General features: G+C 40.5%; 17 protein-coding genes. 16 read left to right on the top strand and 1 reads right to left on the bottom strand.

Annotated elements, in window-relative coordinates:
• Positions 1 to 8 precede the first annotated feature (8 nt).
• From CAPGI0001_RS11360 to pckA, 7 genes are all read left to right on the top strand, one after another.
• The gene (locus CAPGI0001_RS11360) at positions 9 to 1,148 is read left to right on the top strand and encodes an AAA family ATPase (protein ID WP_002670158.1); all 1,140 of its coding nucleotides are present in this window, start codon (positions 9 to 11) and stop codon (positions 1,146 to 1,148) included.
• Between the two features lie 6 nt (positions 1,149 to 1,154).
• Positions 1,155 to 2,108, top strand: a complete 954-nt coding sequence (gene ftsY, locus CAPGI0001_RS11355; protein ID WP_002670265.1) for a signal recognition particle-docking protein FtsY — start codon at positions 1,155 to 1,157, stop codon at positions 2,106 to 2,108.
• 9 nt (positions 2,109 to 2,117) lie between these two features.
• Complete coding sequence (locus CAPGI0001_RS11350; RefSeq protein ID WP_002670209.1) at positions 2,118 to 2,498, top strand: hypothetical protein; 381 nt, start codon at positions 2,118 to 2,120, stop codon at positions 2,496 to 2,498.
• A gap of 68 nt (positions 2,499 to 2,566) precedes the next feature.
• On the top strand, positions 2,567 to 3,472 hold the full coding sequence (locus CAPGI0001_RS11345; RefSeq protein ID WP_002670263.1) for a hypothetical protein: 906 nt from the start codon (positions 2,567 to 2,569) through the stop codon (positions 3,470 to 3,472).
• Between the two features lie 8 nt (positions 3,473 to 3,480).
• A complete protein-coding gene (locus CAPGI0001_RS11340) occupies positions 3,481 to 5,472 on the top strand; it encodes a TonB-copper family protein (RefSeq protein ID WP_002670227.1) in 1,992 nt (663 codons plus the stop codon).
• A 39-nt stretch (positions 5,473 to 5,511) separates the two neighbouring features.
• Entirely contained in the window at positions 5,512 to 6,168 is a 657-nt protein-coding gene (locus tag CAPGI0001_RS11335) for an outer membrane beta-barrel protein (protein WP_002670264.1), read from the top strand.
• 142 nt (positions 6,169 to 6,310) lie between these two features.
• Positions 6,311 to 7,885: a phosphoenolpyruvate carboxykinase (ATP) gene (gene pckA, locus CAPGI0001_RS11330; RefSeq protein ID WP_002670160.1), complete on the top strand. Its 1,575-nt coding sequence runs from the start codon at positions 6,311 to 6,313 to the stop codon at positions 7,883 to 7,885.
• Positions 7,886 to 7,937: 52 nt separating this feature from the next.
• Here the strand turns inward: pckA and CAPGI0001_RS11325 are convergent, their stop codons facing one another.
• Positions 7,938 to 8,303: a DUF488 domain-containing protein gene (locus tag CAPGI0001_RS11325; RefSeq protein WP_002670214.1), complete on the bottom strand. Its 366-nt coding sequence runs from the start codon at positions 8,301 to 8,303 to the stop codon at positions 7,938 to 7,940.
• A 127-nt stretch (positions 8,304 to 8,430) separates the two neighbouring features.
• Here CAPGI0001_RS11325 and CAPGI0001_RS11320 point away from each other — a divergent pair, with 127 nt between their 5' ends.
• The 9 genes from CAPGI0001_RS11320 to CAPGI0001_RS13545 all read left to right on the top strand — a co-directional run bounded on the left by CAPGI0001_RS11320 (position 8,431) and on the right by CAPGI0001_RS13545 (position 16,715).
• Positions 8,431 to 8,766: a hypothetical protein gene (locus tag CAPGI0001_RS11320; RefSeq protein WP_002670211.1), complete on the top strand. Its 336-nt coding sequence runs from the start codon at positions 8,431 to 8,433 to the stop codon at positions 8,764 to 8,766.
• An 87-nt stretch (positions 8,767 to 8,853) separates the two neighbouring features.
• Complete coding sequence (locus CAPGI0001_RS11315; RefSeq protein ID WP_002670315.1) at positions 8,854 to 10,635, top strand: MutS-related protein; 1,782 nt, start codon at positions 8,854 to 8,856, stop codon at positions 10,633 to 10,635.
• Between the two features lie 85 nt (positions 10,636 to 10,720).
• The gene (gene lepA, locus CAPGI0001_RS11310) at positions 10,721 to 12,517 is read left to right on the top strand and encodes a translation elongation factor 4 (protein WP_002670296.1); all 1,797 of its coding nucleotides are present in this window, start codon (positions 10,721 to 10,723) and stop codon (positions 12,515 to 12,517) included.
• A gap of 145 nt (positions 12,518 to 12,662) precedes the next feature.
• On the top strand, positions 12,663 to 13,277 hold the full coding sequence (locus CAPGI0001_RS11305) for a phospholipase D-like domain-containing protein (RefSeq protein ID WP_002670187.1): 615 nt from the start codon (positions 12,663 to 12,665) through the stop codon (positions 13,275 to 13,277).
• 176 nt (positions 13,278 to 13,453) lie between these two features.
• Positions 13,454 to 13,843, top strand: a complete 390-nt coding sequence (locus CAPGI0001_RS11300; RefSeq protein ID WP_002670289.1) for a hypothetical protein — start codon at positions 13,454 to 13,456, stop codon at positions 13,841 to 13,843.
• A gap of 25 nt (positions 13,844 to 13,868) precedes the next feature.
• Positions 13,869 to 14,804 carry a phospholipase D-like domain-containing protein gene (locus tag CAPGI0001_RS11295; protein ID WP_002670328.1) on the top strand — a complete coding sequence of 312 codons (936 nt, stop codon included), beginning with the start codon at positions 13,869 to 13,871 and terminating at the stop codon, positions 14,802 to 14,804.
• A 5-nt stretch (positions 14,805 to 14,809) separates the two neighbouring features.
• On the top strand, positions 14,810 to 15,922 hold the full coding sequence (locus tag CAPGI0001_RS11290) for a DUF8184 family protein (protein ID WP_002670173.1): 1,113 nt from the start codon (positions 14,810 to 14,812) through the stop codon (positions 15,920 to 15,922).
• A 3-nt stretch (positions 15,923 to 15,925) separates the two neighbouring features.
• Positions 15,926 to 16,561, top strand: coding sequence for an NYN domain-containing protein (locus CAPGI0001_RS11285; RefSeq protein ID WP_002670189.1), 636 nt, complete (start codon positions 15,926 to 15,928; stop codon positions 16,559 to 16,561).
• Positions 16,542 to 16,715, top strand: a complete 174-nt coding sequence (locus CAPGI0001_RS13545; protein ID WP_002670182.1) for an OST-HTH/LOTUS domain-containing protein — start codon at positions 16,542 to 16,544, stop codon at positions 16,713 to 16,715. The genes CAPGI0001_RS11285 and CAPGI0001_RS13545 overlap by 20 nt, the downstream gene beginning before the upstream one ends.
• Position 16,716: the final 1 nt, after the last annotated feature.

Genomic DNA, 16,716 nt, shown 5'->3' with positions numbered 1-16,716 from the left:
GATAATTAATGAAGATTTTAGAATCCAAATATTATAGAGCAATCAATATACTTCGTGTAAATGGAGATGATGAGATACAGCTCTATGACAAACACCGTTTTGCTAGTTATCGAAATCCTTATCGTATATTACTCAGTGATATACTCTGTGATATTTATTTGGAGGACGATGACCTTATCATATACAGAGATCAGTTACAACATTTCGAAAAATGTTCTGATTTTTACACTCTTAGCTATGCTTCCAAGAGTAACCGACTCTATGAGGATGAGGAATGCTATTACCACCCAGAATTGGAGGTTTTCTTACTCATATCCTACAATCTATCCAATGATTATGATAACGAACTATTCGAAGAGGGGATTTGTAAGGTGAACTATGTATATTATGAAAATAAAAATCCCAAAGCAAAGGAACATCTTACCACTCTTTTTGCAGAATACCTCCAGAAACACCAGTCTAAAAAGGCAAAAGTCTCTATTCTGCTAAAGAACCAGAACGGATTCGATCTCAAAACTCATATGATCAAGCCTTTTCGTATTGATTTCGAGCGAATGTATAATGATGATTTCTTGGAAATACACAATAGAGTAAAGAAGAGCATCACTGATGAAAACAAAGGGGTGGTTCTTTTCCATGGGATAGCAGGATCAGGCAAGACCAACTATATCAAGTGGCTCACTAGTCAGGTACCTAATAAAAAATTTATCTTTGTGCCTACCTCTATGATTGCTTCTCTGACGGATCCTTCCTTCATGGGAGTATTGATAGATCACAAAAACTCAGTCTTGGTTTTGGAGGATTGTGAAAACTATATAGCTGAGCGTACCGCTTACAATAGCAATACCGATGTAGTATCCTCCATACTCAACATTGCCGATGGTATGCTCTCCGACGTATTGGAGTGCCAACTGATCTGTACCTTCAACTCGGATATATCCAAGATTGATTCCGCCCTACTGAGAAAGGGACGACTCATAGCCGAATACAAGTTCAAGGAACTTACAGTAGAGAAATGTAACAGTTATCTCCGTTCTATAGGCAAAGAGCCCAACATAACCTCGCCTTGTTCCTTGGCTGAACTGACCAATATGGAAACAAAGGCTCTGAAAGAAGATACTAACAGCCCTAAAATAGGCTTCAAATAATAGACTATGAACTTTTTCAAGAAATTATTTTCCTCCGACAAGAAAGAAACCTTAGATAAGGGCTTGGAGAAATCAAAGACATCTTTTTTTGACAAACTCACCCGTGCTATTGCAGGAAAATCCAAGGTAGATGATGATATCCTTGATGAGTTAGAAGGGGTCTTGGTCAGTAGTGATGTAGGAGTAGATACCACCCTGAAGATCATCGAGCGTATAGAAAAGCGTGTAGCCCAAGAGAAATACTTAGGTACCAGCGAGCTCAATCGAATCCTTCGAGAAGAAATAGCTGCTCTACTTTCCCAGACTCAGCGTGGGGAGGAAGTGGACTTTTCTGTCCCCTCGAACAAGAAGCCCTATGTGATTATGGTCGTAGGGGTCAATGGAGCAGGGAAGACGACCACTATAGGAAAATTGGCTTATCAATTCAAGAAAAAAGGACTTAAGGTAGTCTTAGGGGCTGCCGATACTTTCCGTGCCGCAGCCATTGACCAGCTACAGGTATGGGCAGAACGTGTAGGTGTCCCTCTTGTAAAACAACAAACAGGAAGCGATCCTGCTTCTGTGGCCTATGATACCCTTTCCTCTGCTCTTTCCCAAGGGGCTGATGTGGTGATTATCGATACAGCTGGGCGCTTGCACAATAAGGTAAACCTTATGAACGAGCTAAGCAAGGTGAAGCGTGTGATGCAAAAGCTCCTGCCTGAGACTCCCGATGAGATTCTCTTGGTACTGGATGGCTCTACAGGACAAAATGCCTTTGAACAAGCCAAACAATTCACCTTGGCTACAGAGGTCAACGCTCTGGCTATTACTAAGTTGGATGGAACAGCCAAAGGAGGCGTGGTCATAGGTATTTCTGACCAATTCCAGATCCCTGTCAAGTACATAGGAGTGGGAGAGGGCATAGAAGACCTACAAGTATTCAACAAATACGAATTTGTCGATTCCTTCTTCAAATAAAAATCTTTCATGAGAAAAAGAGCGCATATAAGCCTTATCTGTCTCTCTTGTATGGTACTACTTAGTGCCATACGTGGGGGGCTTTTTTTCTCTTATTACCTTCTTTCTCCTAAGGAGTTTACAGCTCTTTTCTGTGAAAACAAAGCTAATGTACAAAAACATTGTGATGGGAAGTGCTTCTTAGCCAAAGTATCTTCGGACAACACTCAGGAACAGACCAATATCAAATTTGATTTTACAAAACACCAAGCTGAGGTTTTTTGTATGGAAATTCCTACATTTGAACCACTTTACCTTCCTGTTACTGAAAAGTCACTTATTTTTTATTATCATTTTTCTACTTATGAGACTATAGATAGTGAAACACTCAGACCGCCAGTTAACTGTTAATTATCAATTGTTAATGGTTAATTATTAGTGGTTAGGTATAACCCCTATATTCTTAAATTAGTAAAAAAATGAAAACTATACATATATTCCTTATATTCATAGCTATAGGGTTGTCCTCTTGTACAGTAGAGAAAACTCCTTTTGGCAATCGGCTCAACTTTACTTCTCGTGGAGAGCTACAAGAAGTGGGCTACTTCAAGAAAAATAATCACCTTATCAGCATAGAAGCTCCTGATGGCGAATTTCTCCGTGGTTACAATAAAATAGCGGTAAAGATTTCCACCTCCAATGAACAAGATGTTATCTCTGAGGTGACTTTTTCCCCTTCTCATAAGGACACAGAAGGCAATACCAAGTCTGTGCCTCATAGTCCTATACTTACTCCTTCTACAAAAAACAGATCCTTTGAAGGATTTGCCGTTTTTGATACTCCTAAGGATTATTCTGTGCTCAATGCCACCCATTCGGGAATCAAAACCCCTTGGGATATAGTCCTTACTTACAAAGTAAATGGTACAACTTATTCCTTAGAAACAAGCATAGAGGTCTTGGACACCCGCAACCCCAACCTGAATATGACCCAGTTTGTAGGGCGTGATGGCAAGCAATACTATATAGCTCTAACAGCTCCTGAAGTTCCTAAGGTGGCTGTCAACGAATTGATTGCAGGTATCTGGGTACAACAGTCCGATAGTACCTATACTGTGGCCAATGGCTATCTTTTGGAGCTTGACCCACGTATGCCTGGAGAGGATATGGGGAACCACTCTTCTCCTAACAACCAAGACCTACGCCAAGGAGCAGATGGCTTCTACCATGGGAAAGTAAATTATACCATGGAGGGCTATTGGACTCTGAACTTTATTCTCAAAGATGCCACTGGTCAGGTGATAAAAGGCACTCAAGTATCTCAAAGGGTACAAATGGGGGTCTTCGGTGAGCAAAGTGAACTTCATATCGATATTCTTTTCTAAAAAACACAATGAAAAATACCATATATTATATACTTCCTCTCTTACCTCTTTCTTTCTATGGACAAACAAAGAGTAATGATAGTATCATCAAACTCAAGGAGGTAGTAGTTGCTGAGAAATTTCGCAAAAAACAAATCCAGTCGGAAGTAAAACTCTCTTGTACAGTGGACGAATACCTTTCCACTTCTGACAATATCAGTTTTATCAAGCGGGGGGCTTATGCCTGGGAACCTATGCTCAACAATATGAATACTGAGCGCTCCTCTGTCACTATTGATGGTATGCATGTATTTGGTGCATGTACGGACAAGATGGATCCAGTAACCTCTTATGTGGAGACCAACAACCTCTCCAAAGTGGATATACACTCCGGACAACAAGGAGGTATGCATGGGGCTACCATAGCCGGAGGTATAGACCTACAACGCAAGCGAGTAGCCTTCTCTGAGACTCCTGATTGGGGAGGAAGCACTCAGGTAGGCTTCCAGCACAACAATGCCCACCGATTTGCCTTGGCCGACCTATACTACTCCTCCCAAAGGTTCGTCGCTGATGGTACTGCCGCTTATCGCAAGGCTGAAAGCTATAAGGACGGACAAGGGGAGAAGGTTAAGCACTCTCAGTTTGAGAAGTACAATACCTCCTTAGGATTGGCTTACAAGACTTCAGAGCTTTCCGCCCTGAAGGCCGATGCCATCTTTGACGTAGCCAAGAATGTAGGCTACCCAGCCCTCCCTATGGATACTTGGCTGGCTCGTGCCTTGATTACCTCTCTTTCCTTCAAACAACTCTTCGAGGAAGGAATACTCAAGGTATGGGACACCAAAGCCTACTTCAATGCTATAGAACACTACATGGATGATACTACCCGCCCTGAAAACCTTGTACATATGGATATGCCAGGGTGGAGTACTACCTATGGGCTAACCTCCAAGATACTACTCAAGAAAAATAACTACACTGCTGATATTCAGCTCAATGGATACTCTAACTACTCCCTTGCGGAGATGACCATGTATCCCAAGGACCGAAGCAAGGTCAAGGGATTTGCCTTTACTTGGCCAGGGGTTACCACCAATTATGGAGGACTATCCCTCTCCAACCAATGGGAGCTGAGTGATAAGGAACAACTTACTCTGGGTGGAACCCTAGGGCTACACCACAACCATATAGAGTACTTGGATTTTATTCGTGTATTCAACCAGAATACAGCCGATTCTCCCCAAGAGAGAACCCGCTTTCTACCTAGCATGCACGCTTCTTACCAAGCAAAAGTAAACCCTCTGACCTTCTCTTTAGGAATGGGATATGGTCACAGAGCACCCTCCGTATCCGAGGCTTATGGTTACTATATTTATAACAGTTTTGACCGCTATGACTATATAGGCACCCCAAACCTAAAAAACGAAATTTCCTATGAACTCAATGGAAGTGTGAGCTTCGAGAACAATGCTCTTATTGCTGAGGTAAAAGCTAATTATTTTTATATAGAAAACTATATACTGGGAAAAATCCTTCGTGTAGCTTTCCCGATGAATGCTGCTTCGGTAGGGGTTAAAAAGTATGAGGCCTTGGAATATGCTAAGATATTCAATACCTCACTACACTTAAGTTATCACTTCTTAGACCATTACCGATGGAAGGGAAGTCTCAACTATGCCCAAGGTGTAGACCATCAGGGAGAAAATCTCCCCTTTATCCGTCCGTTGAGCTATCAGAGCTCTTTGCAATACCTCAGGGAACGCTTAGCCGTGACTTTTGCGGTCAATGGAGACTTTACCCAAACAGCCTATGCCCCCCAGTACGGAGAAGACCGTACCCCCGCCTATATAGTATATAACCTTTCAGCCAATTACCTTTTCCCTTTAGGAAAGAACAGTCTCAGATGGGAAGTAGGGGTCGAAAACCTATTGAATACCTATTATAGTACCTATGCCGATTGGGGGAATATCCCACGTATGGGACGCAATATTTTTACCAGTGTAAGCATCTCTTTTTAGTGAAAAATTGTATATTTGCCCCATTAAAAGCAACAACGTATGAAAAAATTATTGTTATTTTACGCTGCATTATTCTCATTATCAACAACCTATGGGCAGAGAGCTCATTTTGGAGTGCGAGCAGGTTTTACGGTTTCTGACCTTATTATTGATGGTAGGGGGTTCGATACCCACAATCGCTATTCCAATAGTAGTAGGGTAGAGTATGTAACGGATTACCTATATACAGGACATGTAGGCTTCTTGGTAGAGATACCTCTTGCCAAAAAATTCTACCTCGAACCAGGAGCTCAACTCACCTTTTTAGGTACCGAGTATAGGAATGTAAAGCGCTTCTATAGTAGAGATTCCGATTACTCTCGAGACTATTATTACGAAGGAGACAAGGTACACATTACCCAGCTGAACCTTCCTTTATGGTTCAAGTTCAATGCTGTAGCAGGCCTTCGTCCTAAAGTGGGGGCCTATGTGGGTTACTTGGCTTCCGTAAGAGAACGACGAAGAGGCACTTCCTCCAAAATAGAAGGTAGGTACCTGAATTCCGACTTTGATTTTGGCTTGGGAGCAGGAGTTGAATACCATTTCCGTACCGGATTTTTCTTGGATACCAATATCAATATAGGATTGGCAAACCTTTCCGCCAGAGGAGAAGTACAGAATATTTTCTTACAGACGGGAGTAGGGTATAAGTTTTAAAATAAGGCATTGAGGAAAAAAGATAAAATTTTTGTGTAAAATAGTTGTTTGTTACAGAAAAAAGTTGTACCTTTGTGGGACACAAAATCCCAACAAGTGGATTACTTTTTAACTGATTATTTTATAATTAAAAATTTTATCTATGAGTACAAAAAATCTTTCCGTAGAAAAATACGGGATTAAAGATGCTAATGTGCGCTACCAACTCACTGCAGATGAGTTACATGCTGAAACCCTTGCCAAAGGCTTAGGTAAAGAAGCTTCCTCAGGAGCTTTGGCTGTGAACACAGGTAAGTTCACAGGACGTTCTCCTCAAGACCGTTTTATTGTTGAAGACAGTATCACCAAAGATCGTGTATGGTGGGGAAAAATCAACATCCCTTTCTCATCTGAGAAGTTTGACGCATTGTATGAAAAAGTAGTAGCATTTCTCTCTAAAAAGGAAGTATACGTACATGATGGTTATGTATGTGCCGATCCTAAATACCGTACAAATGTACGTACAATTACAGAACTCCCTTGGAGTAACCTCTTCGCCAACAATATGTTTCTTCGTATAGATGACAGTGAGTTGGCTGGGTTCAAAGAAGATTGGTTAGTGATCAACGCTCCCAGCTTCTTGGCCGACCCTGAAGTAGATGGTACACGCCAAGGGAATTTTGCTATTCTGAACTTTACTCGTAAGATTGCGCTTATCGGAGGTACTGGATATACTGGAGAGATCAAAAAAGGAATCTTCTCGGCTATGAACTTTGAGCTTCCTGTATTCCGCAACACTATGCCTATGCACTGCTCTGCCAACGTAGGTAAAGATGGTGATACAGCTATTTTCTTTGGTCTTTCTGGAACAGGTAAGACTACCCTTTCTGCCGATCCTAACCGTCACCTTATCGGCGACGACGAACATGGTTGGACTCCTGAAAATACAGTATTCAACTTCGAGGGAGGTTGCTATGCCAAGGTAATTGACCTTACTGCCGAAAAAGAACCTGAAATCTTTGGAGCTATCAAAAAAGGCGCTATCCTCGAGAATGTAATTATGGATGATAAGGGAGTCGTGGATTTCTCTCGTACCGATATTACTGAGAACACCCGCGTATCCTATCCTATCTATCACATTGCCAATATCCAACCAGGCTCTATAGGACACAATCCTAAGAATATCTTCTTCCTTACCTTCGATGCTTATGGGGTATTACCTCCTATTTCTAAGCTTACACCTAACCAAGCTGCTTACCAATTCATCTCTGGATATACTTCTAAGGTAGCAGGTACTGAAGTAGGTATCACCACTCCACAGAAGACTTTCTCTGCTTGCTTTGGTGCTGCTTTCATGCCTTTGCACCCAGCTGAATATGGAAAAATGTTGGCTGCCAAAATCAAAGAATCTGGCGTGAATGTATGGCTTGTCAATACTGGATACAATGGAAAAATGAAACGTTGCAGCCTAAAAGATACCCGTGCTCTTATCACTGCAGCGCTCACAGGAGCTCTCAACCAAGTAGAATACAAAGAGCTTCCTATCTTCGGATTCCAAGTACCTCAATCTTGTGCTACTATATCTGATCAAGGTATTCTTAATCCTGAAAATACTTGGGATGACAAAGCTCAATTTGCAGCCAAATCCAAAGAATTGGCAGAAGCCTTCATCGAAAACTTCAAGAAGTTCGAAGCAGGTGCTGATGCTGAAGTACTCAAAGGTGCTCCCAAATTGTAATAGTTTGTTGCCTTAATATTAGATGTTAATTTGAGAGGCTAATTGTTTTTCTTCAGTTAGCCTCTTTTTTCTGTAGAGAACACTCTATAAATGTCTTGAGAATGGGGAGCTGGCAATAATTCACTTCCTTGCTCGCCGTAAGAAGTGTCACACAAGGATACTCCTTTACCTGTTGGAGAAAATCTGCTGCATGAGGATTTTTGGAAAGCTCATCAAGGTATTTCTTCGAGAAAGACTCAAAATTATTCTCAAGATGGAACTTCTTGCGCAACTCCTCAGAGGGAGCTATTTCCTTGTCCCATAGGTCTACCTGTAAGTCTTCTTTTTTGATGCCTCGAGGATAGAGCCTATCAACCAAGATACGAAAGCCATCAGCTTCTTCCTTTGGCTCATAGATACGTTTTAGCTTAATTTCCATAAGATAAAAATTTTAAGTATAGCAAAAATAAGATTATTTTCAATAATCACCAAAGAAAAAATGCAAAAAATACTTTTATATCATTATTTTTTTATACCTTTGCCCCATCATTAAAAAACAAACGCATATGAAACATTTGTTGATACTATTAGCTATGGCTATGGCTCCTGTGGCTATGAACGCTCAGGACAATAGCAAACAAGTACAGCCAGAGAAAGCAACTACCAAGGCTTGCTGCAGCAAAGATAAAAAAGAAGGTGCTGCTTGTCACAAAGATGGTAAAAATGATGAAAAAGTTTGTGACAAAGATAGCAAAGAAGCTAAGGCTTGCTGCAAAGACGGCAAAGGAGACAAGGCTTGCTGCAAAGAAGACAAAAAAGATGGTATGGCTTCTGACAGCGAGAAAAAAGAATGTAAAAAGACTGGTAAAAAAGGTTGCTGCTCTGCAAAGAAAGCTGCCTAATCTCTCTTTTATGCAAAAAACAAGAGCTATCCTATATGGGTAGCTTTTCTTTTATTGAATAACTATCTATAAACCAATATACTATAAATGATTTCTACTTATCAACAACTTTTACAAGAAGCTACCCTTACCCATAAGCAACTCTCAAGGAAAACCCAGATGATAGGCTCCTTACGCCTTATAGTTGCCGTGGTGCTTTTGGGAGCTATCTACTTTGCTTTTAGTGCTCAGAGGTGGATTATTGATCTTGTAATCTTGCTTTTGCTTGTTCTTTTCTTATATTTGGTCTCTTTGCACAAGAAAACCAATCTTTTGCGCCAAATAGCTCAGGCAAAAATTATCCTCAATGAAAAGGAGATAGCCTTCTTGGAAAAAAATGAGTTTTTCACCGCTGATGGAAAGGAATTTCAAGACGATTCCCATCCGTATTCTTATGATTTAGATATCTTTGGTTCCCATTCTCTCTATCAGTATATCAACCGCACTCATACTTTTCTGGGACGCCAAGTATTGGCTGATCATTTTCTAAATCCTAAGACTGATGATATTACTACTTTACAGAAAGCTATAGAAGAACTTTCCCAAGAGAAGCACCTTAGGTGGCGTCAGGAGTTTATGGCAACGACCTCACAGATAGAAGATACTCAAGACTTCTACCAACAGATGGAGCAATGGGCAAAAGAGCAGGAACACACCTTTCCCCGTGCCTTACCACCACTACTATGGGGGCTCTCTTTCCTTGCAATTCTTAGTGTAATAGTAGGATATGGCTGGGAGCAAGAGCTCTTCCAGATACTATTCAAGAGCTTGATAGTGGTCAATCTGTTAGTGTTCTTTTCCTTTGTTGGCAAAATGCAAAAGAGCAAACTTGGGTTTGAGAATACCTATCGCCTGTTGCATGCTTTCCAAAGGAGCATCACCCAAATAGAGCAAGCCTCTGGATTAGGTTCTTCTCGGTTTGTCTCCCTACAGAAACAGCTTTCAGCAGAACAATCTTCTGCCAGCAAGAGCATCTCTCGGCTCTCCCGCCTGTTGGACGACTTGGATAGTGTAGGCAATATATTGGTTTCTATCCCTCTGAATATCTTCACCTTCTATCACCTACACGCCTATAGAAAGCTCTTGGATTGGAAGCGAACCCATGCCCAACACATCACCCCTTGGCTTACTGTCATTGCTGAAATGGAGGTACTACACAGTTTTGCTACTTTTGCCTATAACAATCCTACCTTTGCCTATCCTTCGCTGAATGACCAGCAACTAATCTCCTTCGAAGGTTTAGGCCATCCACTGATTCCTGCTAAGGATCGTATTGACAATAGTATTTCCTTTGCTCCTCATCGCTTTGTGATCCTAACAGGCTCCAATATGTCCGGCAAGAGCACCTTCCTCAGAGCCTTAGGTGTGAATATGTTACTGGCAAGTATGGGACTACCCGTCTGTGCACAAAAAGCAACCATACACCCGATGCCGCTATTGGTATCCATGCGACTATCCGATTCACTAAGCGATGGTAAGTCATACTTCTTTGCCGAAATCAATCGTCTGCGTTCTATCATGGAAACTTTAGCTCAAGCTCCTTGTTTTGTACTTTTGGATGAACTGCTCCGCGGTACCAACTCCCAAGACAAGCAGTCTGGCACCTTCAAGATTATAGAGAAAATGGTCTTACTCAAGGCCATTGGTGTAATTGCTACCCATGACTTAGAGGTATGTGCCTTGAGTGAAAAATATCCAGAGGTACTGCAAAATAAGTGTTTCGAATCTCAGATAGTAGATGGAGAGCTCTATTTTGATTACACCCTCAAGGAAGGTATCTGCCAAAATAAAAATGCTACCTTCCTTATGGAAAAAATGGGCATCATCTGATGGAAAAATCCAAAAAAATATGTATCTTTGCCCCTTAATCAGTAGTCTGTACAAACTACTAATGACTAACAAGTAAAAAGAACGAATGAAAAATATACGTAATTTCTGCATTATTGCACATATCGACCACGGCAAGAGTACTTTAGCCGACCGTTTGCTCGACTTTACCCAAACCGTTTCCGAACGCGAAAAACAAGACCAACTTTTAGACAATATGGACTTGGAGCGTGAGCGTGGGATTACCATCAAGAGTCACGCTATCCAAATGGAATATATGTACAAAGGCGAAAAATATATCCTTAACCTTATTGATACCCCAGGTCACGTGGATTTCTCTTATGAGGTATCTCGCTCCATCGCTGCTTGTGAGGGGGCACTCCTGATCGTAGATGCTGCGCAAAGCATTCAGGCACAGACGATTTCTAATCTCTACTTGGCACTGGAAAATAATCTCGAAATTATACCTGTACTCAACAAAATAGACCTGCCGAGCGCCAACCCCGAAGAGGTGAAAGACGACATAGTAGACCTTCTCGGTTGTTCGCCCGATGAGATTATCCCAGCCAGTGGAAAGACCGGCTTGGGCGTGGAGGCTATTTTGGAAGCGATTATTGAGCGTATTCCTGCGCCTACTGGCGACCCTAAGGCTCCCCTACAAGCCTTAATTTTCGACTCGGTGTACAACTCTTTCCGCGGGGTGGAAACCTACTTCCGTGTGATGAATGGAGAGATACGCAAAGGACAGAAAATCAAGTTCATGTCCAATGGCAAAACCTATGATGCCGACGAGGTGGGTACCCTCAAGCTCAACCAAGTCCCCAAGCCCGTGATCTCCACAGGCGATGTGGGTTACCTTATCACAGGTATCAAGGATGCACGCGAGGTAAAAGTAGGGGATACCATTACCTCGGCTGTAGATGGGTGTACTGAAGCTATTGACGGCTTTGAGAACGTAAAACCGATGGTTTTTGCTGGTATCTACCCCGTAGATACGGAAGATTATGAAGAGCTGCGCGCTTCCATGGAAAAGCTCCAACTGAATGATGCTTCGCTTGTCTTTACTCCTGAGAGTTCAGCTGCTTTGGGCTTTGGTTTCCGTTGCGGTTTCTTGGGTATGCTCCACTTAGAAATCGTACAAGAGCGCCTGGAACGCGAGTTTGGTATGACCGTAATTACCACCGTACCCAACGTAAGTTACCATGCCTTTACGAAGAAAGAACCTGAAAAACCGATCATCGTCAATAACCCTTCTGATCTACCTGATCCTTCTAAAATAGACCGAGTAGAGGAACCCTATATCAAGGCAAGTATCATCACCAAAGCCGATTTTGTGGGTCAAGTGATGTCGCTCTGTATAGAAAAGCGCGGGATTATCACCAACCAGCACTACCTGACCCCTGAGCGTGTAGAGCTGAACTTTGATATGCCTCTTGCCGAAATCGTATTCGACTTCTACGACCGCTTGAAGACTGTCAGCAAGGGGTATGCCTCCTTTGACTATTCGCCTATAGGCATGCGTGCTTCTAATCTGGTAAAAGTGGATATTCTGATCAACTCCCAATCGGTAGATGCGCTCTCTGCCCTTATCCACGCTGATAACGCTTATAATATAGGCAAGAAGATGTGCGAGAAACTCCGTGAGCTGATCCCACGTCAGCAGTTTGACATTCCTATCCAAGCCGCTATTGGGGCTAAGATCATCTCCCGTGAGACTATCAAAGCCTTGCGTAAGGACGTTACCGCCAAATGTTATGGGGGGGATATTTCCCGTAAGCGCAAGCTATTAGAGAAACAGAAAGCAGGTAAGAAACGTATGCGCCAAGTGGGTAACGTAGAGATACCACAAAGTGCGTTTATGGCGGTATTGAAGTTGAATGATTAGTGCGAGCCGCACGGCCATTCTGATAAAACTTATGAATTAAAACCTTATATTTATCAAGAAGAAAATCATTAGAAAAGAACATAATATTTAATAGAAATATAGATTTCTAATGTAACTTATTTTCTTCAAAAAAAATAATATAATTATGGACTTTTTGACAGGAAAATTATTATCGGATACTATTTATGATACTCTTTCTAGGGCAAAAAAAGAACTCATTATCATTTCCCCCAATATTCAGATAGATAGTTATCTGAGAGAGAGTATATTTAAACTACACTTAAACAATCCTAAACTACATATTATTATAGGTTTTAAAAGCTATAAGGATGATAATATATTTGGTTTTAGAGGGAGTGGGTTAGAGTATTTTTTAAATTTCCCTAATCTTACTTTGATATATATCCCCCAACTCAACGCTAAGTATTACGCTAATGAACGCCAATCTGTTATTACTTCAATGGGGTTATCTGGATTTCCTTTGACTAATAGTATTGAATTAGGGGTATTTACTCTTAGAAATTCTAACTTTTTTGGTAAAAACAACTTTTATGAAACGTCTAAGAACACAATTATGGATATAATTGATAGTGGTTACACTGTTTTTGTAAAACGACCTTACTATGGAACAAATTTTTTAGGATTTGGCAAAAAGTATACTGGTGATGCTGTATATCTTAATTTATTAGATGATGTAATGGCCAATAGAAGTATCGAACATGTAAGATATTCTTTTTTGATATCACAATTTGAGAAATAATATTTTATGTTTAGCTATCTATAAAAACAACCTACCTTTTGCCCCTATGAAAACAAGAAAATATATTACTTTTCTTTTTACTTGTGGGAACTGACTTTTCTCAAATTAATAATTCTTTGTTTTATGGCAGTAGTGCAGGTGGTTTTAAAGTTCTAACTGACTAAAAAGTAAAAGATATGAAACAAAAACTCCGAAAGTTAGTACATAAAGATAAGGAATATTTGTATCGGGTAGATACTGTTTATAATAGGAAAGGGGATCATAACTCGCTGCTTTCAGTACGTATTTTCTTAAATGGCGAGAAGAATACCCCCTTATGTGTTGATTTTATTACAATCGAAGATGATTTTATGGGGCAACCCCTTAATGGAAATATCAAATTGCTCAACAAAATTACACAAACCGAGGATACAATCAATCTCAATGAACCTAAATATATCCCTAAACTCATCGATTGGGCAAAAACAAAAGGTTGGACAGGCTCTCAAAAAATAACTCCCCTCAATGGATTGCTCTTTTTACAATCATTGGGATATGATACCCTCCCTATAGAAACTCAATACTAAGAACTCAAAACTCAAAACTATACTTATGGACTTTTTAACAGGAAAACCGCTATCGGATACTATTTACGATACTCTTTTTAAGGCAGAAAAGGAACTTATCATCATTTCGCCTTATATTCAGCTGGGTGATTACCTCAAAGACAATATCTTTAAGCAACACCTCCATAACTCCAAACTGCATATTCTCATTGGGTTTGGTAAAAACGAGCGCAACAAAGAGCGCAGTTTCAAAAGGGAGGAAATAGAATACTTCTTGAATTTCCCAAATATTACTATTGTTTACATCCCCGAATTGCACGGCAAGTATTATGCTAACGAAAAACAATCGGTCATTACCTCGATGAACCTCATGGACTATTCCTTGGTAAACAATGTAGAGTTTGGCGTACTCGCCGAAAAAGCCCTTACCGACCTTGTGAACAAAAACAACTTCTTCGAGACTTCCAAAAATACCATTATGAGTGTGCTCGACAGCGGTTACACTATCTTTGCCAAACGCCCTAACTACAACAAGAAGTTTTTAGGGTTGGCAAAAGACTATGTAGGCTCTACCATACATTTGGATTTGGTAGACGATATACTCTCCAACAAAGAGGTAAAGCCTATCCGTTACTCTTCTTTTGTGCCCGAAAACTATGTAAATGCGGAAAACAGACAACGTACAGAACGAGAGCCTGCACCTGAAAAGGTAGTAGAAGAGGAGGCTCCACAAGTTACAACACAAGAAACAGTACAACCTATTGCACAAGCTACCCAACAAGAAAAGAAAGGACACTGCATACGTTGTAATACCGAAATACCATTTAACCCATTGATGCCTTTGTGTGAAAGTTGCTACCCTATATGGGCGAAGTATGGCAATCGTTTTTATGAAGAAAAATACTGCCATTGTTGTGGTGAAGAGAAAAAAGTAACCGTAGCAACGCCTTTGTGTTATAGTTGCTATGCCAAACAATCATAAAACAAATGACTAAATTTATTACTCAAAAAGACCAAATCATCACGCAAATGCGTGCGGAACTCTTGGCAACTACAGAGGAAGACCGTTACTATACTGAAGAAAACATCACCGACTGTAACGCTCATTTGGAGGATTTCTTGGCTAAATTAGAAAAATCTAATCAAGCCACAGACAAACAGACTTACCTCGCAGAAGCTATACAAACCCTCTGCGAGCAGCTCTCTACTTTTAATAACCCTGAGGAAGAAGAAATGCCTGAATTCCTTTGGGGATTTTTGTATCTTGGCTATACCAAAGAGCTTACTGACTTTATTCGTGAAGCAGCCTTGGAGTATGGCTTTAAGCCTATCCCTACAGTAATAGATTTGTACTATTGCTGGGTGGAAATAGGTGATTTTGATTGGTTTTCAGTAGTATTAGGAGGTATGGAAGAGGAAAACTTTGCATGTTTGGATTATGATCCTGATACACATCAATTCTATTATGATGAGAACCCTTATGGCGACCCTTTTCCTCTACCTCTTTACAATGTACAAGTAAAACCTGACTATAGTGAACTATCTTTTGAAGTACTTTCAAGGGATAAACTTCAACACTTCTGCTTCTTGGCACAATATCCATCGGATAAGGTGTGGATTAAAGCTATTTATGATTTGCATACTGGGCAAGTACTCTTAACTAAACGTGAAAAGCACTGGAGTAGTATTACATTGGTTACTGAAAATGGACAGCTCAAAGAACTACGTCCTGTACTATACGATGAGAACGGAGAAGCGATTGATATTTTTCAAGAAAACGGAGGATTTGATGTCTTTCCTATGGGCATCAATGAAGAAGGAGAACTACAAGGCAAACATATGATTGCCAACACCAAAATCATAGATGAAAAAGTTTTCTTTGCCGACCATCGTAGAGAGTGGCAACTTTATGAGTTACAAAACATCAATATGCAAAAAGACAAAATAACCCTTACCTCTACAGAAAAACGATATACCCGCGACCAAAATGGCAAACTGCTTATCAAAAACATTACCCCTATAAGTCTCAGTTACGAACTGAAAAACAGCGAGTTTGTATTGAACTTTATCCAAGAAGTACTCAACACAACCAATCCATAAACTATGGAAGAGATTAAAAAAATAGCCGTCCTAATAGATGCAGACAATGCCCAAGCGGAATACCTTTCTGAATCCATAGAAGAGGTAAAGCTCTATGGAGATCCTATTCTCAAATGGGCTTTTGGAGACTGGACAACTCCCCAACTAAGCTCTTGGAAACAATATATGGCCTCCTTCGCTATCAAACCCTTACAGAGTTTTGCTCATAGTAAAGGAAAAAATAGTACCGATATATCCTTGGTAATCAGTGCTATGGAGATACTCTATAACTATCCATATATTAGCGGTTTCTGTATTCTCTCCAGTGATAGTGACTTTACAGAATTGGTAGTAAAACTCAAAGAAAACAACAAGTTTGTCTTGGGTATAGGTAAGAGGCAAACACCTCCTGCCTTTGTCAAAGCTTGTCACAAGTTCAAATATACAGATGATTACGACTACACTACTCCTATTGTTGCTGAGCTCCCTGCCTCTTCTACTATCGTAGCAAAAGAGCCCAAGATAATAGTGATAACTCCCCATAAAACAACCACAACTCCACCAGCAGGAAAGCCTGCTAATAAGACCGACGCAAAACTCATACTGTTAAAAGAAGCAGTGACCAATATGGCAGAAGCCGATGGAACTGCCCCCACTTAGCAAGGTAGTCAACGAACTGAGAAGATTAGCTCCGAGATTTTCCCCTAAAGACTATGGACATAGTAATTATATAAAGATTTTCAAATCCTTACCTACTCATTTTCAAGTAAATAAAAACGATAAATCCAATTATTATATCAAGATAAAAAGATAGG

This window comes from Capnocytophaga gingivalis ATCC 33624 (assembly GCF_000174755.1).
GTDB classification, from domain to species: Bacteria; Bacteroidota; Bacteroidia; order Flavobacteriales; family Flavobacteriaceae; genus Capnocytophaga; species Capnocytophaga gingivalis.
The sequence above is the reverse complement of the archived record's forward strand: the minus strand, read 5'-3'. Positions and strand labels throughout refer to the sequence as shown.